Here is a 19,481-nt window from a genome sequence, read left to right as displayed (position 1 = left end):
CGGGGCGGTCTGCTGGTCTCGTGGTATATCTGCGCACCCTCGACCTCTGGGCGCGTCGGCAATCAGTCGTCTGTCTTGAGATGTGTAAGATTTCGGCTGACGCAACGTCCTGTTACTTCGCCCATCCGAGCCCATCGGATCGTCGCAAAGGCTCCGTTGCGCGTTACGCATGGTGTCGGAAATGTGTTGGCAATCGCTGTTTGGAATTGGCCAGCGATCATCAAATACGAGATAAAGCAGTCATTCGTCGCTGAGTTGGCAAGCCGGTAGATTTCCGCGGTTCGTGCCGGTTCCGACCTGAATAAGGAAATCCCGATGTCGCCGACAACAATAACAAAGATCGTTCTGGCCATGTTCCTGTGGGCGGTTTGCTTTCCGCTGATCACGGCAGGGCTGCAATATTCGCCACATTTGACCTTTGCGACAATGCGGGCGGTTCTGGCCGGAGCCGCCTTGGTGCTTGTTGCAGTCTTGCTGGGCCGCCCGTTTCCGCGTGGTTGGCGCATATGGGCAACGCTGGGTGTCGTTGGCCTTGGCGCGACAAGTCTGGGTTTCCTGGGCATGTTTCATGCGGCAGAATTTGTATCTCCCGGTCTTGCCACAGTCATCGCCAACGCTCAGCCGCTGCTTGCGTCAATGCTGGGCGTTGCGTGGCTTGGCGAGCGATTGCCGAAAATTGGTTGGGCAGGGCTTTTGATCGGGTTCGCGGGAATACTTGTGATCGCCTTGCCGCAACTGGCCGACGGAGGGCGAGACGGCTCAGCGATCGGCTTTGCCTATATCGTTTTGGCAGCGGTGGGAGTGACGGTCAGCAACGTGGCGATCAAATCCATCGCTGGCGAAGTTGACGGACTGTTCGCGATGGGCTTTCAGTTGCTGATCGGCAGCCTGCCTCTCGCGGTTGCGTCCTTCGTTCTTGAAGACCAGACTGCCATCCAATGGACGCCGGTTTTTGTAATGTCTCTGCTGGGTCTCGCCTTGTTTGGCTCTGCGTTGGTTTACTGGCTGTGGTTCTCGGTATTGGAAGAAGTCGAACTGAACCGGGCGATCGTGTTCAGCTTTCTTGTTCCGATCTTCGGTCTCACGATCGGGGCGCTGTTCTTTAACGAGCGCCTTACTGTGATGCAGCTTTCCGGAATATCATTGGTCATTCTGGGCATTGTGTTCGTCAACCTCAGAGGCAGATTGCAAAGCCAACACAGCTAGATCGGCAAAAGCTGTGCGATAGATCAATTGGTTGAGCGAACAGGCCATCGTTTGTGTCGTCGGAATCATCTCTCTGCCAAACGGACGAGTGCCGATTGATTTGCTGTTCAGGAGGACGAGCGTAGAGGCAAGTTATTTCACATAAATAATGCGTGCACATTGAACATACAGGAGATAATCACCAGTCTAATAGTGCTGCAAATCGAGACTATGGAAAGGCTGGCAAGTCATGGTTCCGCAAGATACCGGCAATCCGGAAAATCCCGACGGCTCGCCGGAACGTGCATTGTTGGACGGGCGCGGTGCGTTTCTGGGGTTTCTGATCAAACGACTTGGCAATCGGGCAGATGCAGAGGATGTCCTGCAAGATTTCTGCATCCGCGTGCTGAACCGCAAGGATCAACTCCGCGACGTTGAACGAATGGATGCTTGGCTCTATGCGATTCTGCGGTCCACATTGAACGACCATTACCGCAAGGGCACACGGCGCGGACGACTGGCGGCCGCGGTGGCTCGCGAACCGGAAGAATGGATAGCCGATGCGCCGACGCAGATGGCGCGGCTTTGCACCTGCCACGGTGGACTGATTTCCGAATTGCGCCCGGCGGATTCGGAATTGATCCGGCGCATTGACTTCGGCGAAGAGGATCGCGAAAGCGTGGCGAACGACCTTGGGTTGACCCGCAACGCTCTTGGCGTTCGATTGCACCGCGCGCGCACGGCTCTGCGCGAGGCGCTGACAAACCATTGCGGTGCATGCTGCCAGAATGACCGCGACGATTGTTTCTGTCCGCCTCAAGGTTGCGAGAATGACGAGCACGAGACTGATTGCGAGGCGGAGCCGCCGCAGTCCTGATCGTCATGCGGTCGGTCTTGTAATGTTTTACGCCAACCGCCGTCTTCTTCTGTGACTGCCCCAAGGGGCATTGCAGCGGGAGTGTTCGGCACATGCCAAAGATCACAACAAATGATAATGCGAGAGCAACGGAACGACCGTCGCGCGATATCGGCGTTCCAGCGTTCATGTCGCGGATGACCTGCGCATGTGCAGAGACTCTGACGCGCGCAAACGCCCCGCTGGCACAGGCGGTGTTCCATCATGTGGAAGTGTTGAAGCAACCCCCAACGGATGCTGCGCGCGCACTGGGCATCGAGCCTGGCGATGCGGCCTATCTTCTGACCGGTTTACGCGAGGATGTCGCAAAGGACCTCGTGCTATTGTTGGATGCGAAGCGCCAGTCCGAAGAAACCTCTGGAAAGAAGGAAATCAGCGATGAATAAGCGCCTGCGTCTTACGACAGTCAAACCCGATCATCCCGCTGCACCCGTCGCTGTCATTGCAAAGACGGGCGCAAACACACCCTATTCCCAAGACGCGTTTGAGCGCTGGGTGCTGTTCCTCGATACGCTGCGCGAGCGCGCGGACAACATGATCGCGCATGAACGGCAGGGCATGCCGCCGCTTCTGGATTTCGACTACGAGCTGCTTCTTGATGCGCGCACCTTTGACCGGCCAGCCAATTATGCCCTGCTCAGGATCACGCGGGCGGGCGACGATTGTTGGGAAGATTGTGTGGACGAGGCAAAGGCGCCGGTGATCGTCATCGACCCGCGCGCCGGCCATGGCCCCGGCATTGGCGGCTTCAAGCACGACAGCGAGGTCGGCATGGCGATGCATGAGGGCCATCCTGTCTATTTCGTGATCTTTTTCCCTGAGCCCGTGCCCGGCCAGACCCTGGCCGATGTGCACCATGCCCTGCGCGACTTCGTGTCCGAGGTCGTCCGACGTCACCCGAAGACGCCGCCCGTGCTCTATGGCAATTGCCAGGCCGGCTGGGCGGCCACACTTCTGGCCGCGGATTGCGACGGGCTGACCGGACCGGTTGTGCTGAACGGCTCGCCGCTCAGCTACTGGTCGGGCGAGGCGGAATCCAGCCCGATGCGGATGCTTGGTGCGCTGACTGGCGGGTCGTGGGCTGCACACATGGTCGCCGATCTGGGGGACGGGCGGTTCGACGGCGCGTGGCTGGCGCAGAATTTCGAGACCCTGCAACCCGAAAAAGCGATCTGGGAGAAATACGCGAACCTCTTTGTCCATGCCGATACAGAGCGCGAGCGGTTCCTTGAATTCGAACGCTGGTGGAATGGCTACTATACGCTCAGCCGCGAAGAAATTCTGGGCATCACGCAAAACCTGTTCATCGGCAACCGGCTGGAACAGGGCGAGATGGAGTTGGACGCGCATTGCACCATCGACCTGAGGCGGATCAGCAATCCAATCATCGTCTTCGCCTCGGAAGGCGACAACATCACGCCGCCACAGCAGGCATTGGGGTGGATCGCGCGGCTCTATCCCGACACCGATGCGCTCAAGGCCGCCGGGCAGCGCATCGTCTACATGACACATGAACATGTCGGGCACCTGGGCATCTTCGTGTCGGGGACCGTCGCGCGACTTCAACATCGGGCGATCCTGGAAAGCCTGGACGCGGTCGAGGCGCTCGCGCCCGGCCTTTATGAGATGGTGATCGACAAATCTTCCGATGGTCCGACGCGCAAGACCGACGATTTCAAGCTGCACTTCGAGCCGCGCGAAGTCCATGATCTTGGCATTGTCTCAGACGATGCGGCGCTGGCGCAGGTGGCCCAGATGTCGCGGATCAATGAAGCCGTCTACTCGACTTTTGTCAGCCCATGGCTCAGAGCTGCAACATCCCCGGCCAGCGCCGACACGCTGCGTGCCCTGCATCCCATGCGATGGACCAGAACGATGTTTTCCGAACGGGTGAACCCATGGATGGCCCTGATCAAATCCGCAGCCGATACGGTGCGCGAAAATCGGGAGCCTTTGCCGGACGACGAACCCGCAATCCTTGCGGAACGCGTGCTGTTGGCGCAGACGGGCGCGGTTCTGGGCGCCTGGCGCAAAGGGCGCGATGCGTGGGTCACACAGGTCTTTGGTGCGATGTACGGCAATTTCCCTTTCGCCACCTCCACCACACAGTCGGGCCAACCGACCGCCACATCAAAAAAGGAATGACGACTATGAATTGGCTTGTTGAAAACTGGGTCATTGTGCTCTTGTTGGGCGGAATGGCAGCGATGCACCTTTTCGGGCACAGTCACGGGCACGGTCACGGCGGCCATAAGCATGGCGGCAAGTCGAACAAGCAAAAAAGTGCGCGCGACGAGAAACCGGACGCCGACACCAGCGCACCATCGGAAGATGCCTGACTTTCCCGAATGCTGCGATCCGGCGGAACTGCTGGATCTGTCCGGTCGGAAGGGCTTGGTCATCGGCATCGCGAATGATCGCAGCCTGGCATGGCCTGCCGCGATGCATTTCCGACAGGCCGGAGCCGAACTTGCCATAACTTACGTCGATGAACGGACAAGACCTTACGTGGCACCCTTGGCGTCGCGGCTTGACGCGCCGATCGTCTTGCCCTGTGACGTCAATGTTCCACGCGAACTCGATGCCGTTTTCGATACGATTGCCAGACGTTGGGGGCGGTTGGATTTCATTCTTCATGCAGTGGGCAGTGTTCCACCCGCCGACCTTCACGGTCGCCTGACCGATTGCTCGGCCGAGGGGTTTTCAAAAGCAATGGCCGTTTCGGTTCATTCGCTGATCCGCATGGCGCATCTTGCTGAACTCCTGATGACCGACGGCGGCAGCCTGATCACCCTTAGCTATCTGGGTGGTGAGCGTGTGGTTGAGAATTACAATGTGATGGGACCGGTGAAGGCAGCACTTGAAGCTACCGTTCGCTATCTCGCGCATGAACTCGGCCCGGCGAACATCCGCGTCAATGCCATTTCGGCGGGACCGGTCCAGACCCGGGCGGCGTCGGGATTGACCGGCTTTGCGAGTCTTCTGGACGCGACCGCACGCGCCGCCCCCTTGCGCCGCAATATCGAAGCCGACGAGGTCGGTCGTGCGGCATTGCTCTTTGCCAGCGACTATACCAGCGGCATCACGGGCGAGGTGCTGCATGTCGATGCGGGTGTCCATGTCGAAAGCCCCGTTCGTGCGGCAGGAAAAAACACCAAGTCGGAGGATGCGCGATGACCGTTACCAAAGATGACCATGATCCGTTGCCCGCGTCGGAGCGCCGCGATTTCCTGTATTACGCAACCGCGTCCACAGGCGCGGTTGCTGTCGGTGCCGCAGTCTGGCCGTTGATCAACTCGATGAACCCTTCAGCCGACGTAACCGCTGCCGGAACCGTCCGGGTTGACCTGTCCGGCGTCGAACCCGGACAGCGGATTACCGTCAAGTGGCAGGGGCGCCCGGTCTTTGTCTGGCGCAGGACCCCGGCGGTGATCAAGGCCGCGCGCGCGGTTGATCTTGTTGATCTTGTCGACCCCATAGACAGTGCGCGTGAAAACCCGAACCAGGCAGGCGACACCCCCGCGCGGGACGAAAACCGCACGGCGGATGCGGCTGGCGAATGGTTGATCGTGATCGGTGTCTGCACCCATCTCGGCTGCATCCCACTGGGTCAGGATGGGTCGGCGGTTGGCGAATTTGGTGGCTGGTACTGCCCGTGCCATGGATCGCACTATGATATGTCTGGCCGTATCCGAAAGGGTCCTGCGCCACGCAACCTCGATATTCCGCCTTATGATCTGGGTGAGGATCTGCAACTCGTGATCGGCACCTGATTGATGGATCGGTCCATAAACCCATTACTCGCGAAGGAAACCATGACATGCAAGCCAAGGATATCATGACAACATCGGTGATCTCTGCCCAGCAGGACGGAAAGGTCGAGGACGCGGTTCGATTGATGCTGGATCATCACGTCAGCGCCCTGCCAGTTCTTGACGCCGAAGGCGATCTGAAGGGGCTTATCAGCGAAGGCGACCTGATGCGACGTGTCCGCAGGCTTGACGGTCCACGCCGATCCTGGTGGCTCGAAGTGCTGGGTGGCTGGGGTGACTCCGCCCAGGATTTCGTCAAGCTGAGAAGTCACCGTATCGAAGATGTGATGACCCGCGATGTCGTATCAGTCGGGGAATCCACTCCGGTTGCCGAGATTGCGCGTCTTCTGGAAAAGCACCGGATCAAACGGGTTCCCGTGCTGCATGACGGGCGCGTGGTGGGGATTGTCAGCCGCGCCAACCTGCTCCATGCCCTGTCGACCATTTCGGAAGGGACACTGCGCAAGCCGACCGAGGACGATCGCGTGTTGCGCACGAAAATAGATGTGTCCCTGAAGGAGGTGCCCGGTGCGGCGGTCAACCTGATCAACTACACCGTCGACAAGGGCCATGTCGCCGTCTGGGGCGTCGCAGATAGCGATTTCGAAGAGAACGCAATTCGCGTCGCGGTCGAGAACGTGCCAGGTGTGCGCAGTGTCGAGATCAAGATGGGCCGACTGCCGGCATGGTCCTATGGTATATAAGGGGCGCTGACTGACGCCTCCCCGAATGAGGACGGGCGTTGAAGTTACCACGCAACCACTCACCAGCGTCAGACCGATCAGTCGATCCGGGTGTGGGTTCCGACCTGCTCCAAAGACTGACCGATGCGGCATGAGGGACGCATAGGTCCAGCGGTTCGGGATGACCGTGTTCAAGGACTCGCCCCCGGCCTCCGTCAGCAGCCCGTTTGCCGTCCTGGCAGGCGATATCAGTCCTTCGGAACTTTTATCCCAACGGTTTCTGGCCGAGCACATGGTGAGCCGCATTCAAAATTTCATGTTGGGTATCCTGGTCCTGTAAGGCTTTCAGACGGCTGACGTCTACAGGATGAACGCAAACAAAAGGAGGTCCAGATGGACAACCGTTCCAACTCCCAGACTCAAGACAAATCCGCCGAGAATTCGACGGGATGTTGCGGTGGCAAGTCCGAAGCGCAGCCGCAAACCAAGGCGGAGCCGCGCGTCACGGAAGCCGCCAGCGACAAACCGGCCAAGTCCGGCTGCTGTTGCGGCCAGAACTGAAGCCAGCCCGCGCAGGGCAAACGCCTTGCGCGGATGCGCGCCCATCCTGAACCGATATCCGCTGGCCGAGGTGTCGGCGCGACGCATCGAAAATCGAGATGAAAGGAACAAGCCATGATGCCACTCATCTATTTCACTGCAATCGCAGCGATCCTTTTTCTGGCCCTGCGCATGACGTGCGGGGCCTGTGTCATGGGCGCGGAGACCGGGACAGGGCGTGCGCGTCTGCCGATCATGCCGCTGGGATGGGCGCTGAGCCTGTTTCTGGTGCTGACATATCTGGTTTGCGTCATATTCGACCTGATCTTCCCCGGTTATGCGATGTACCAGACTTGGGCGGGCCTGCTGCCCGGTTTCGTGTGGCTGACCCCAACCGGCTTTCTTATCGGCCTGGCTGAGAGCTTTCTGTATGGCTGGTACGCCGCGCTGATCTTCGGCGGACTCTTCAACGCCATCGCGAGCAACGGAGTTAAGGCATGACACTGATCGCACGTCCGAAACTGCGCTTTCTCGGTGCTGCCGGAACCGTGACGGGATCGCGCTACCTGATCGAGGCCATGGGACAGCGCATTCTGGTCGATTGCGGCCTGTTCCAGGGTTTCAAGCAATTGCGCGCACGCAATCGAAAGCCGTTTCCGGTGCGTCCCGATACCATTGACACGGTGCTGTTGACGCATGCACATCTGGACCATTCGGGGTATCTGCCTGCGCTGATCCGGGCGGGGTTTCGCGGACGGGTTCATTGCACCGAGGCAACCGCCGAATTGTGCGGCCTTATCCTGCCCGACAGCGGACATATTCAGGAAGAAGAGGCGCGTTTTGCCGCTCGCAAGAGGTTCTCGAAACATAAGAACCCGAAACCGCTCTATACGCTCAAGGACGCACAGACGGCGTTGGAACGCCTTCAGACGCACGGCTTCGATCACAGGATCAACCTTGGCGATGGGATTGCGGCCCGGTTCATTCCGGCTGGACATCTTCTGGGCGCCGCCCAGATCCGACTTGAGATCGGCGACAGGGTCGTTCACTTCAGCGGCGATCTGGGGCATGATCCGGATCCGGTGATGCGACCGCCGACACCTTTTGGCGGGGCCGATGTGCTGGTCTGCGAATCCACATATGGCAATCGTTTACACCCCGACACCGACCCCGAGGCCGAACTGGCTCCGATCCTGAAACGCACATTCTCGCGCGGTGGCACGGTGCTGATCCCGTCTTTTGCGGTCGGGCGGGCGCAGGGGCTGATGCTGCATATCTCGCGGCTGATGCGGCGCGGTGACATCCCCTATGTTCCAGTGTATCTCAACAGTCCGATGGCGGTGGATGCGACCGAAATCTATCACCGCCACCACACCGAGCATCACGTCAGCCGCGAAGACTGCAACGCGATGTTCGAGATTGCCAAGCGGGTGAACACGGTCGAGCAGTCGAAGGAACTGAACACGCGTCATGGCCCGATGATCATCGTGTCGGCCAGCGGGATGCTGACAGGCGGGCGTATCCTGCACCATCTGGCCAGCTTTGGAGGGGACCCGCGCAACACCATCCTGCTGTCCGGCTTTCAGGCTGGCGGAACGCGCGGCGCTGCACTGGCCGGGGGTGCGCAAAGTCTGCGCATGTTTGGTCGGGACTTCCCGATCAACGCCGAAGTGGTTCAGCTTCAGTCCTTTTCCGGGCATGCCGATGCCGATGAAATCCTGCATTGGATGTCTGCGGGTCCAGCCCCGGACATGACATATCTGACCCATGGGGAACCCACGGCGGCGGACACTCTGAGATTTCGTGTCGAACATGAGATTGGCCGCCCCGTGCGCGTGCCGGAGCACCTTGAATCTGTCTTTCTGGACCGCCCGCGATGACTGATACGCTTGCTCTTATCCCCGCCGGTATCGACACTTACAGTCAACCGATCGTTTATATGAATGAAGATTGCCATATTTGTCGCTCGGAAGGATTCGCCGCTCAGGCCCGCGTTCGGATCGATCTGGAGGGCCGCTGGATTATCGCGACCCTGAACGTCGTCGGTCGCGGGTCATGGCTTGGCGTAGACCAGGCGGCGCTATCCGCTTCCGCCTGGCAGGCGCTTGGCGCAAGGGAAGGGGACAAGGCCATGTTCTCGCACCCCGAACCGGCTGCTTCCGCGTCCGTGATCCGGGCGAAAGCCTATGGCGGCAGGTTGGATCAGGCGGGGTTTGCGGCAGTCGTCAGGGACACGCTCGACAATCGGTTGTCTGATCTTGACCTTGCAGCCTTCATCACCGCCTGCGCAGGCGATCGGCTGGACGAGGCCGAGACCGTGGCGCTGACGCGTGCCATGAAAGATGCGGGGCAGACGCTCGACTGGGGTGAACGCACCGTTCTCGACAAGCACTGCGTCGGTGGTTTGCCGGGCAACCGGACGACCCCGATTGTCGTGGCTATCGTTGCGGCGGCGGGGCACCTGATCCCCAAGACGTCCAGCAGGGCGATCACGTCGCCGGCGGGCACGGCCGACACGATGGAGGTCATGGCCCCGGTTGCGCTCGATGCCACCGCTTTGCGCCGGGTGGTCGAAGCCGAGGGCGGGTGCATCGTCTGGGGGGGCGGGCTTGCCCTTAGCCCCGCTGACGATCATTTCATCCGTGTTGAACGCCCGCTGGATTTCGACTCGACCGGTCAACTGGTGGCAAGCGTGCTGTCCAAAAAGGCCGCAGCAGGTGCCACGCATGTCCTGATCGACATGCCGGTTGGACCCACCGCCAAGGTGCGATCCATGGCGGCTGCGGAAGCCCTCGGTGCCCGGCTGTCGTCAGTGGGCAAGGCGATGGGTCTGAACCTGGCGCTGCATGTCAGCGACGGTGTGGCCCCCGTCGGGCGCGGCATCGGTCCTGCGCTGGAAGCCTTGGATGTGCTCGCGGTTCTGCGACGGGCGCCAGGTGCACCTGTGGATCTGCGCGAACGGGCGCTGGATCTGGCCGGGCATCTTCTGGACCTCGCACCGGGCACCGTGGCGGGGCAGGGACGGGGCCGGGCGCAGTCGGTGCTGGACAGTGGTGCCGCTGAAGCCAAATTCCTGGCCATCTGCGCAGCGCAGGGTGGCTTCCGGGAACCGGGAACGGCGGCGCAACGGATCGAGATAGACGCCCCGCACGCGGGCGTATTGATGGCCGTAGACAACCGCCGCATCGCCCGCATCGCCAAGTTGGCTGGCGCACCGCGCCAAAAAAGCGCAGGCATTCGATTGCTGACGCAGATCGGCGACCGGGTGGAGAAAGGTCAGCCGCTCTATGAGCTTCATGCCGAAACACCCGGCGAACTGGCATATGCCCTGTCCTATGCCGAATCCCAGACCGATGTAATCACGCTGTCCGAGAGTATGCCATGATCCTTGTTCCGTTTCCCGAGATGAAGCCGCTGGCCGAAACTCTGGCCCCCGCGATGGGGGTCGATTTGCGACCGCTCGATTGGCACCATTTCCCCGATGGCGAGAGCCTGATGACCCTGCCAGCCGATCTGGACGGGGCTGATGTGGCGCTGTTGGCAACCTTGCGCGATCCAGACCGTCTTGCCTTGCCCTTGCGCTTTGCCGCGGCGACCGCCCGCGAGATGGGCGCGCGCCGGGTCGGATTGATTGCACCCTATCTCGGCTACATGCGGCAGGATCGTCGTTTCAAGGTCGGGCAGGCGGTCAGCGCGCCGATCTTCGCGCAATTCCTGGGCGAAAGTTTCGACTGGCTGGTGAGCATTGATCCGCATCTGCACCGCATCGCGCAACTGGACGATGTCTTCCCGATACCTGCAATCCGGGCAGTGTCCGCCCCGCTGCTTGCGGAATGGATCGTGGAAAATATTCCTGACGCCGTTCTGCTCGGCCCAGACAGCGAAAGCCAGCAATGGGTGGCCGAGGTCGCGGACCTGGCCGGACGGCCCTATGAAGTGCTGCGCAAGATCCGAACCGGCGACCGTCAGGTCGAGGTCAGCGTGCCGGACAATGCCTTGTTGCGGGCAGGTACGCCTGTGATACTGGATGATATCGCTTCGTCTGGGCGGACACTGGTGCGCACCATCGAACGGTTGGTCTCGGCAGGCACCCGCGCGCCGGTGTGCCTGGTCATCCATGCGGTTTTTGCAGGATCGGCCCACGACGATATTCTGGCGGCCGGTGCCGCACGGATTGTCACAACCGATACGATTCCGCATCGGTCGAATTTCATCGGCGTGTCATCGCTTCTTGCCGAAACTATCCTGAAGATCACCAAGGGGGTTGACCTTCCGGCCACTGGAAGGAGCACGTTGAGCACCAGGAATTCGACAGGACGTAACGGATGAACGCGAATATGAAAGCCAGCAGTCACGCGCCGCATGGTGTAAGCCCCTTCTTCATGGGGGGCGGACTTTTTCTTGTCTCGGCGCCAGTTCACCTAAGTGTCGAGCAAGATGTGTCCATCCTGATTTCGGCGCTGACCCTGGCTTTGATCGGCGGTGCCTACATTGGTTTTGCGGCACAACACATTTCACAGAAAGTCTTCTGGGGTGAACTTGCAGTGGCAATCGGGTTTGCGCTGGCAGCGCTTGCGGGTGTGATGTGGTGGCCGGCGATGATTGGGCTGGGCTTGATCGCTCATGCTGTTTGGGACATCCTGCATCATAATCGCAAATTCGGGGCAGATGTTCCAAGCTGGTACATATCGTTGTGCGCCGTGTTCGACATCGCTGCCGGGCTATTCCTGCTTCTTCTATACGGGCTTTGACGCGTCTGGACGCGGCAACAGAAACTTCCGACTGAAATAAATAACATGTTCGAGGCAAACATATGAAACAGAAACTTCACTCTGCCGTTTCCGAAGACGGCATCATCTATACCTGTCCGATGCATCCCGAGGTGCGCGATACCAAACCCGGCGATTGCCCGAAATGCGGTATGCACCTGGTGCCCGAGACCGAGGTCGCGGAGTCAAAGCATTCTCACGGCGGACACGATGCCTGCCATGGTCATGATCATGGCGCCCATGATCATGGCGCCCATGCACATGGCGCCCATGCACATGGCGCCGCCGCGAATGGCGAAAAGGGTGGGCGCTACGACACCGTCCCCGCTGGCCACTTGGGTGCGATCTATACCTGCCCGATGCACCCCGAGGTCCGCCAGCCGGAACCAGGTTCCTGTCCAATTTGCGGCATGGGGCTGGAACTGGAAAGTGCAACCATGATCGAAGAGGGACCGAACCCCGAACTGGTGGATTTCACCCGCCGGTTCTGGGTCGGCACCGTGCTGACCATCCCGCTGCTTGTCCTGACGATGGCACCTTATGTGGGGTTCCCCGGCGTGCGCGAGATTTTTGGCGAACGCACGACGCTGTGGATCGAACTTGTGCTGGGCACGCCCGTTGTCCTTTGGAGCGGTTGGCCATTCATGGTGCGTGGCTGGAATTCTTTCCGGACGTTGAACCTCAACATGTTCTCGCTCATCAGCATGGGTGTGATGGCGGCGTGGCTCTTCAGTATCGTCGCCGTTCTGGCTCCTGATATCTTCCCCGATGGCTTTCGCGATCCCGAAGGTAATGTCGGTGTCTATTTTGAGGCTGCGGCCGTGATCGTCACCCTTGTCCTGCTGGGGCAGGTGATGGAATTGCGTGCCCGCGAAGGCACCGGCAAGGCGATCCGTGCGCTGCTGGACATGGCGGCAAAAACAGCGCGTGTGATCCGCGATGACGGGACCGAAGAAGAAATCCCTCTGGAGGAGGTGCAAGTCGGCGATCGTCTGCGCGTGCGCCCAGGTGACAAGGTGCCGGTTGATGGCACCGTTGTGGATGGGCGTTCTTCGGTGGATGAAAGCATGATTTCGGGCGAGCCGGTTCCGGTCGAGAAGACCGAGGGCGACGCGCTGACGGGGGCGACGATCAACGGAACCGGCAGCCTGGTGATGGAGGCGACGCGGGTCGGTGCCGACACGATGCTGTCTCAGATTGTCGAGATGGTGGCGAACGCACAACGCTCGCGCGCGCCGATCCAGAAATATGCCGACAAGGTCGCGGGTTTCTTCGTGCCTGTGGTGATCGTGATCGCGATCCTGTCTTTCATCGCCTGGGCGAGTTGGGGGCCGGCACCTGCGCTGAGCTATGCCCTGATTTCAGCGGTGGCGGTGCTGATCATTGCATGTCCCTGTGCGCTGGGTCTGGCCACGCCGATGTCGATCATGACGGCCACCGGCCGCGGTGCGCAGGCAGGCGTTCTGATCAAGAATGCCGAGGCGCTGGAGCGGTTCGAGAAGGTCGATACCCTGATCGTGGACAAGACCGGCACCCTGACCGAAGGCAAGCCCCGGCTTGTCGCGGTCTTGCCGGAACCGGGGCATGACGAGGCCGAGGTGCTGAGGCTGGCCGCTTCGCTTGAGCGTGGCTCGGAACACCCGCTGGCTGAAGCCATCGTGCGTGGCGCCGAAGATCGAAACGTGGACATGGCAAATGCCAGCGATTTCGAAGCGGTGACCGGCAAGGGCGTCAAAGGCGTGGTCGACGGACAAGCGGTGGCGCTGGGAAACCTCGCTTTGATCACCGACATGGGGCTTGAGGGTGGCGCGCTGACCGAAAAGGCCAACGCACGACGCGACGAGGGCGAAACCGTGATGTTTGTCGTGCTGGAAGGCAAGATTGCCGGTTTGGTCAGCGTGGCCGACCCGGTCAAGGAAACGACGCCTGCCGCGCTGAAAGCGCTGCATGATCTGGGCTTTCGGATCATCATGGCCACCGGTGACAACGAACGCACGGCCAAGGCCATTGGCGCGCGGCTGGGGATCGACGAGATCCGCGCCGACGTGTTGCCCGAGGACAAGGCGCGGATCATTCGCGATTTGCAGGATAAAGGCCGCAAGGTCGCCATGGCCGGTGATGGCGTCAACGACGCGCCCGCGCTGGCGCAGGCAGATGTTGGCATCGCCATGGGCACGGGCGCGGATGTGGCCATTGAAAGCGCGGGTTTCACGCTGATCAAAGGCAATCTCGACGGGATCGTGCGCGCGCGACGCCTGTCGCGCGCCACCATGCGCAACATCCGTCAGAACCTGTTCTTTGCGCTGATTTACAACGCTTCAGGCGTGCCAGTGGCTGCGGGTGTGTTGTTTCCATTCTTCGGCATTCTGATCAGCCCGATGTTTGCTGCTTTCGCGATGAGCGCCTCGTCCATCTCGGTGGTGCTGAACGCGCTGCGACTGCGAGGTGCAAAAATATGAGATTGAATGTCTTTCGGGCAGCGCTCTTTGCCTTTGGCCTTACCGTCACCGGAACAGCGGCAATCGCACACGAGTTCACCGCCGCGATTTTCGTGACCGGCGACAACCGCGAGTCGCGTCTCGCCGAGGCGGTCAACGGGTTTCTGCTCGCGGCAGACGAGCGCGACGGGCATCCAGCCGAAACATCCGATGGCCATCTTGGCGGGGTGGACGTGCAGGTTCTGCCACTGCCTGCCGAAGCCGCTGGTCGGGTCGTCGGATTGACCGGGTCACCGCAGTCGTCGCCTGATGTCCTGGTGGTGATGGGGTCAGAGACGCTGACCTCCGCGACGCTTTCGGAGTTCGGATTCGACGGGGTTTTGATACATACAGGCGCGCTTCCCGACAATTGGGCAACTGAAGACGCCCCGGGCAGCTTTGCCGCGCGCTATCGCAGCGCATATGGCACCGCACCGACCGAGGCGGCGGCACAGGGATATAACGCTGCACGACGTTTGGATGCTGCGATCCGTCCGCTTGACGGGATTTCTCCGCGCAGGGCATTGGAAACCTCGCTTGCTGATACGGTGGACGGCATCAATTGGATGGAGGATACCCGATAACGGAAAACCGGTGTCAGTTTCCGATCTGGCGCCCAAAATTCTCAGCACAACCAGCTGGGTCGAAACCGGATGTCAAGCAGACCGCCCCCCTTCGTCAGATTGTCACGTGCTGCGCTGACACTTGTCTGAACGATGTCTTGGCCTGAACGCTCGTCTTCCTCTGTGACGGACCCCAGTGCGTGATGAAACGCAGTAGCATCATGCAAGGGCCGACCATTCAGGCACTGGCGTTCCTTCCGGTTCTGGTGTGGTCACTTGTGCGATCGGTTCGCAGCAGGCAGGGTAAAAAGGGCACCTGCCAAACATCAACGAAACCTGTAACGGAGGTTTTATTGAATACGTCAGTTCTTATTCTCGCCACCGCTGCTACATTTCTGGGCAGTGTGCCGGCGCGGGCAGAAAGCCATCGACAAGATATGCCGGTCACGGTGTCAAACAGCCCTATGACGGGCAGATCGGACGCCGCCAAAGGACGGATGCTTTTTGCGTCGAAGGGCTGCGTTGTCTGCCATTCGGTCAATGGTGTCGGCGGCGAAGACGCGCCGCCGCTGGACGCCGAATTCATGGACTTGCCCATGAACGCCGTCGAATTCGCCGCCCGGATGTGGGCTGGTGCGGAGGCAATGGTCGAATTGCAACGTGACGAATTTGGCGATGTCGTCAATCTGAACGGTGCCGAACTGGCCGCCATAATCGCGTTTGCCCATGACGCCGATGAACAGGCGAAATTCTCGACGGCAGATATTCCGGACAAGGTCGGAAAAATGATGGACCACATGGAGCAGGAAGGCGCGCATGATGACATGCAAGACGATCATGACTAGGGCGTTTCGCCGGCAGGTTACATAGGTGCCGCTGACGGGTGCCATCACTCAATCATTCTGAAACAGGCAGGGCAGATCAATATGGCGCAAGACCAGATGTGCAGGGATCGAAGTATAGGGTTGATCCGTCTGGGTGGTGCCATCGAATTTGGCACGAGTGTGCCGATTTCGGACGCAGATGACCACCTGACCCTGTCCGGGGCGCTCGACGTCTTGCCGGGATTACGTCCGGTTTTGCCGGTTGAGACGTGGATCTACGGCACCAATGGAGACAGCGCATGAAACAGCTTCGGAGCCTCATGCGGTTGATCCGGATCTTCGCCAGCCTTTCTGCGGACATCCGGGCGCTTCGCCGGTACGTTCCAACCGGTGACGGTACGCGCGCAGCGGATCGGTTTGCCGAGAACCTTACGGCGCTCGGCCCGGTGTTTGTGAAGCTCGGACAAATTCTCAGCACCCGCCCGGACATCCTGCCGGAAGCCTATGTCGCACGGCTGACCGCTTTGCAGGAACATGCACCGGAAATCGCGTTCGAGACGGTTCGCCAGGTTGTCGAGGAAGAGCTTGCGACGTCTCTTGAAACGGCATTTGCCAGCTTTGAACCCTCGCCCGTCGCCGCCGCGTCGCTTGCCCAGGTGCACAAGGCAAGGTTGCTGGATGGCAGGACCGTTGCCGTCAAGGTGCAGCGGCCCGGGCTGGAGCCGCTGTTCCATCGCGATCTTGACGCTCTGGAACTTGGACTGCGAGTCGTCCGCCTTCTGGCACCGCGACGGCTTCGTCGCACAAACTTGGCTGCATTCCTGGCAGAGTTCCGGCGCTATTCGTTGGGCGAACTGGATTTCCGGGCCGAAGCCAGTGTGATGGAACGGTTTCGTGTAAATCTTGCCGAACAAGATGGCGTGCATATTCCATTGACCTTCGCGGACCTCACGACGGCCAGGATGCTGACAATGGATTGGGTCGACGGCATGCGGCTGTCCGAGGCGGCGACCACTCTTTCTGCACAGACCCGCTCCGCGCTGGTCGACAGGCTGGTGTCGGTGCTGCTCAAGATGTTCATCTCGGATGGCTTGTTTCACGCCGATCTTCATCCGGGCAACATCGTTTTTCACGCCGATGACACGTTCACCCTGCTGGATTTCGGTATGTTTGGCGCGTTGAATACGGAAGAACGCGACCGGTTCGTGCTTTACTGGATTGCCGTCGCACAGCGACAGACCCGGCGTGCCTATTACCATTTCAGCAAGCAGACCAAGCCGCTGCCTGACGCAGATCACGTGTTGTTCCAGCAAAGTTTTGAGAGTCTCGCTACCCGGTTCTACGCGGTGCCCTCGCGCGAGGCCAGCCTTGCGCGAACATACCTTGCAATGATGCGTGCGGGATACCGGGCGGGCTTCGTATTTCCCACGTCTCTCATGCTGCACGCCAAGGCACTCACCACCGCCGAGGCGCTGCTGTTCAAACTGGCGCCGGATATGCGCTTCGACGAAGTCTCGCGGCCGTTCATAGCGCGGGAACTGACCGCGAGGCTTGCACAATCCGATCCGTTGGGCAAAATCTCGCAAATCCTTCCCGAACTCTTGCTGACAGGGGCCATGCCACCCGCCGAAGCGATTGATGACACCTGGGACAGATCTGCGACCCATGGCATGTGGGAAAGCGTGCTGGGCGCGCGCGGGTCGTCGGATGGAGGCATCGGACGTGCTGGGCTTGCGACCCTATTTCACAGATTTGCGCGACGCCACCTGGGGCAGGAGACAGAGCAACTACTTTCGGAAACCTGGGCGACCTACGATACTCTCGAGACCGATATTCCGCTTCAGCCGAACATTGGCGCGATGCTGACCACACATCTCGCCGCGCTGACACTTGCGTTGCACCGGACGCTTGTCTCGCACGCGCGGTCGCCCGAGCAGAGCCACGCGCTGATCCATGCGATAGGCTGGGATATCTATCGCCGTATGGCCGATCCCCCCCTGGAACTGGCCCGTGCCATCACTGCTGACCCGGCAAAACGTCTGCGTATTGCGACCGACCTTTTCCGCCGCTTCCCGTTCGGGCCGCCGGGATACGGCTGGCGCGATGTCGATGCGGGCGAAGATGTTGTCGCCTTCGACTGCACGAAATGCCCCGTCGCAGACTTCTTTGCCCAAAACGGCAATGCGGAGCTTTGCACCGCGACATGGTGCGCGCTCGACTTTCCATTGGCCGAAAAATGGGGCGGGCGGCTAGTTCGGCCCAAGACCATTGCCAGCGGCCATGATCATTGTAACTTCCGTTGGCATACCGGACCGGTTCCGATTGATGCGGAAACAAACAAGGCAGGACAGAATGCAGAACCACGATAAAGATAACGACAGGCACGGCAGTTACCGTGAAGGCTCGATCAGCCTGGGTGGTGCCGTCGCCATGGGCACGGGGGTGATGATCGGCGCGGGTATCTTTGCGCTGACCGGACAGATCGCGCAACTTGCCGGTCCGCTTTTCCCGTTGGCCTTCATCGTCGGCGCCATCGTGACAGGCTTCAGTGCTTACAGCTATATCAAGATGTCGAACGCGTGGCCGTCGGCGGGTGGCATCGCGATGATCCTTCAGAAATGCTACGGTTCAGGCGCGATCGCGGCGGGGGCGGCGCTGCTCATGGCGCTCAGCATGGTGATCGCCCAAAGCCTCGTGGCGCGCACATTCGCGACCTATGTCCTGCGCCCCTTTGACATCACCGGCGGGCCGCTGGTCCCCATTCTGGCGGTGGCGGTGATTGTCTTTGCGTTTCTCGTCAACATCGCCGGGAACCGCTCTGTCGGGCTGCTGTCGCTGATCATGGCGGCGATCAAGATCGGCGGTATCGCGCTTTTTGGCATTGCCGCGCTCTGGTCGAGCGGGTTTCAGTTCGCTGCCGCATCGCAGACGGCCGAATCTTTCGGACTTGTCGGGTTCACTGCGTCGGTTGCGCTGGCGATCCTTGCCTTCAAGGGGTTTACGACGATCACCAACAGCGGCGGCGAGATCACCGACCCGCATCGCAATGTGGGTCGCACAATCATGATCTCCATTGCGATCTGCGTGGTTGTCTACCTGCTTGTAGCTTTCGGTGTCGGCGCGAGCCTGTCCATCGACGAGATCATCGCTGCGCGCGATTACTCACTGGCCCAAGCGGCCGAACCCGCGCTGGGACAGGTGGGGTTCTACCTGACGGTCTTGCTCGCCGCCGTGGCCACCGCGTCGGGCGTTCTGGCCAGCGTGTTCGCCGTGTCACGAATGCTGGCGATGTTGACCGACATGAAGATGATCCCGCACAGCCATTTCGGCATGTCGGGCAAGATCCAGCGCCACATGCTGCTCTATACGGTCGTGATCGCCTCGACGCTGGCGGTGTTCTTCGATCTGGGCAGGATCGCCTCGCTGGGTGCGTTTTTCTATCTCATCATGGATATGATCGTGCATTGGGGCGTCTTCCGGTTCAGACGGAAAGAGATCGGGGCGGCGGCACCGGTATTGTTGATGGCGCTCGCCTTTGATGCGGTGGTGTTGGCGGCCTTTACCTCGATGAAACTGCAAAGTGATCCCGCAATTGTTATCTATGCACTGCTTGCCATTCTCGCGGTTTTTGGCTTTGAAAGACTGTATCTCAAGGCTTGGACCAACCAGGCAGCGTAGTTATGCACGCATCAATCAATAAAAGCAGGAGCAC

At 60.2% G+C, this 19,481-nt stretch carries 20 protein-coding genes; 19 read left to right on the top strand and 1 reads right to left on the bottom strand.

All coding sequences use genetic code 11. From position 1 onward, the window contains the following. The first annotated feature begins 315 nt into the window (after positions 1–315). From AC13C8_RS04040 to AC13C8_RS04005, 8 genes are all read left to right on the top strand, one after another. Positions 316–1,206, top strand: coding sequence for a DMT family transporter (locus tag AC13C8_RS04040; protein ID WP_091432217.1), 891 nt, complete (start codon positions 316–318; stop codon positions 1,204–1,206). 229 nt (positions 1,207–1,435) lie between these two features. Then, the gene (locus tag AC13C8_RS04035) at positions 1,436–2,062 is read left to right on the top strand and encodes an RNA polymerase sigma factor (RefSeq protein WP_482846451.1); all 627 of its coding nucleotides are present in this window, start codon (positions 1,436–1,438) and stop codon (positions 2,060–2,062) included. 92 nt (positions 2,063–2,154) lie between these two features. Next, entirely contained in the window at positions 2,155–2,487 is a 333-nt protein-coding gene (locus AC13C8_RS04030) for a hypothetical protein (RefSeq protein ID WP_245744693.1), read from the top strand. Next, complete coding sequence (locus AC13C8_RS04025) at positions 2,480–4,246, top strand: DUF3141 domain-containing protein (RefSeq protein WP_482846450.1); 1,767 nt, start codon at positions 2,480–2,482, stop codon at positions 4,244–4,246. Before AC13C8_RS04030 ends, AC13C8_RS04025 begins: the two co-directional genes overlap by 8 nt. A 5-nt stretch (positions 4,247–4,251) precedes the next feature. Next, entirely contained in the window at positions 4,252–4,440 is a 189-nt protein-coding gene (locus AC13C8_RS04020) for a hypothetical protein (protein ID WP_482846449.1), read from the top strand. Beyond that, a complete protein-coding gene (fabI, locus tag AC13C8_RS04015) occupies positions 4,433–5,278 on the top strand; it encodes an enoyl-ACP reductase FabI (protein WP_482846448.1) in 846 nt (281 codons plus the stop codon). The genes AC13C8_RS04020 and fabI overlap by 8 nt, the downstream gene beginning before the upstream one ends. After that, entirely contained in the window at positions 5,275–5,874 is a 600-nt protein-coding gene (petA, locus tag AC13C8_RS04010; protein ID WP_482846447.1) for a ubiquinol-cytochrome c reductase iron-sulfur subunit, read from the top strand. The genes fabI and petA overlap by 4 nt, the downstream gene beginning before the upstream one ends. 47 nt (positions 5,875–5,921) lie before the next feature. Then, positions 5,922–6,617: a CBS domain-containing protein gene (locus tag AC13C8_RS04005; RefSeq protein ID WP_091429905.1), complete on the top strand. Its 696-nt coding sequence runs from the start codon at positions 5,922–5,924 to the stop codon at positions 6,615–6,617. A 339-nt stretch (positions 6,618–6,956) separates the two neighbouring features. Here AC13C8_RS04005 and AC13C8_RS04000 read toward each other — a convergent pair whose 3' ends face one another. Next, entirely contained in the window at positions 6,957–7,244 is a 288-nt protein-coding gene (locus tag AC13C8_RS04000; protein WP_482846446.1) for a hypothetical protein, read from the bottom strand. A gap of 27 nt (positions 7,245–7,271) precedes the next feature. Between AC13C8_RS04000 and AC13C8_RS03995 the strand changes: the two genes are divergently transcribed. The 11 genes from AC13C8_RS03995 to AC13C8_RS03945 all read left to right on the top strand — a co-directional run bounded on the left by AC13C8_RS03995 (position 7,272) and on the right by AC13C8_RS03945 (position 19,447). Then, positions 7,272–7,637, top strand: a complete 366-nt coding sequence (locus AC13C8_RS03995; protein WP_091429908.1) for a DUF5676 family membrane protein — start codon at positions 7,272–7,274, stop codon at positions 7,635–7,637. Next, complete coding sequence (locus AC13C8_RS03990) at positions 7,634–9,016, top strand: MBL fold metallo-hydrolase (RefSeq protein WP_482846445.1); 1,383 nt, start codon at positions 7,634–7,636, stop codon at positions 9,014–9,016. The genes AC13C8_RS03995 and AC13C8_RS03990 overlap by 4 nt, the downstream gene beginning before the upstream one ends. Next, on the top strand, positions 9,013–10,521 hold the full coding sequence (locus AC13C8_RS03985) for a thymidine phosphorylase family protein (protein ID WP_482846444.1): 1,509 nt from the start codon (positions 9,013–9,015) through the stop codon (positions 10,519–10,521). Before AC13C8_RS03990 ends, AC13C8_RS03985 begins: the two co-directional genes overlap by 4 nt. Beyond that, on the top strand, positions 10,518–11,465 hold the full coding sequence (locus tag AC13C8_RS03980) for a ribose-phosphate diphosphokinase (protein WP_482846443.1): 948 nt from the start codon (positions 10,518–10,520) through the stop codon (positions 11,463–11,465). The genes AC13C8_RS03985 and AC13C8_RS03980 overlap by 4 nt, the downstream gene beginning before the upstream one ends. After that, the gene (locus AC13C8_RS03975) at positions 11,462–11,887 is read left to right on the top strand and encodes a DUF6010 family protein (RefSeq protein WP_482846442.1); all 426 of its coding nucleotides are present in this window, start codon (positions 11,462–11,464) and stop codon (positions 11,885–11,887) included. Before AC13C8_RS03980 ends, AC13C8_RS03975 begins: the two co-directional genes overlap by 4 nt. A gap of 119 nt (positions 11,888–12,006) precedes the next feature. Then, positions 12,007–14,364: a copper-transporting P-type ATPase gene (locus AC13C8_RS03970; RefSeq protein WP_482846468.1), complete on the top strand. Its 2,358-nt coding sequence runs from the start codon at positions 12,007–12,009 to the stop codon at positions 14,362–14,364. Beyond that, on the top strand, positions 14,361–14,966 hold the full coding sequence (locus AC13C8_RS03965) for a hypothetical protein (RefSeq protein WP_143064312.1): 606 nt from the start codon (positions 14,361–14,363) through the stop codon (positions 14,964–14,966). The genes AC13C8_RS03970 and AC13C8_RS03965 overlap by 4 nt, the downstream gene beginning before the upstream one ends. Before the next feature lie 443 nt (positions 14,967–15,409). Further along, complete coding sequence (locus tag AC13C8_RS03960; RefSeq protein WP_245744694.1) at positions 15,410–15,790, top strand: c-type cytochrome; 381 nt, start codon at positions 15,410–15,412, stop codon at positions 15,788–15,790. 81 nt (positions 15,791–15,871) lie between these two features. Next, positions 15,872–16,072 (top strand): hypothetical protein, encoded by a 201-nt coding sequence (locus AC13C8_RS03955; protein ID WP_482846441.1) that lies wholly within the window; start codon positions 15,872–15,874, stop codon positions 16,070–16,072. Next, positions 16,069–18,138, top strand: a complete 2,070-nt coding sequence (locus AC13C8_RS03950) for an AarF/UbiB family protein (protein WP_482846440.1) — start codon at positions 16,069–16,071, stop codon at positions 18,136–18,138. The genes AC13C8_RS03955 and AC13C8_RS03950 overlap by 4 nt, the downstream gene beginning before the upstream one ends. After that, positions 18,122–19,447: an APC family permease gene (locus AC13C8_RS03945; protein WP_482846439.1), complete on the top strand. Its 1,326-nt coding sequence runs from the start codon at positions 18,122–18,124 to the stop codon at positions 19,445–19,447. The genes AC13C8_RS03950 and AC13C8_RS03945 overlap by 17 nt, the downstream gene beginning before the upstream one ends. Positions 19,448–19,481: the final 34 nt, after the last annotated feature.

It is taken from the genome of Aliiroseovarius sp. B-4, from assembly GCF_056857795.1.
The sequence above is the reverse complement of the archived record's forward strand: the minus strand, read 5'-3'. Positions and strand labels throughout refer to the sequence as shown.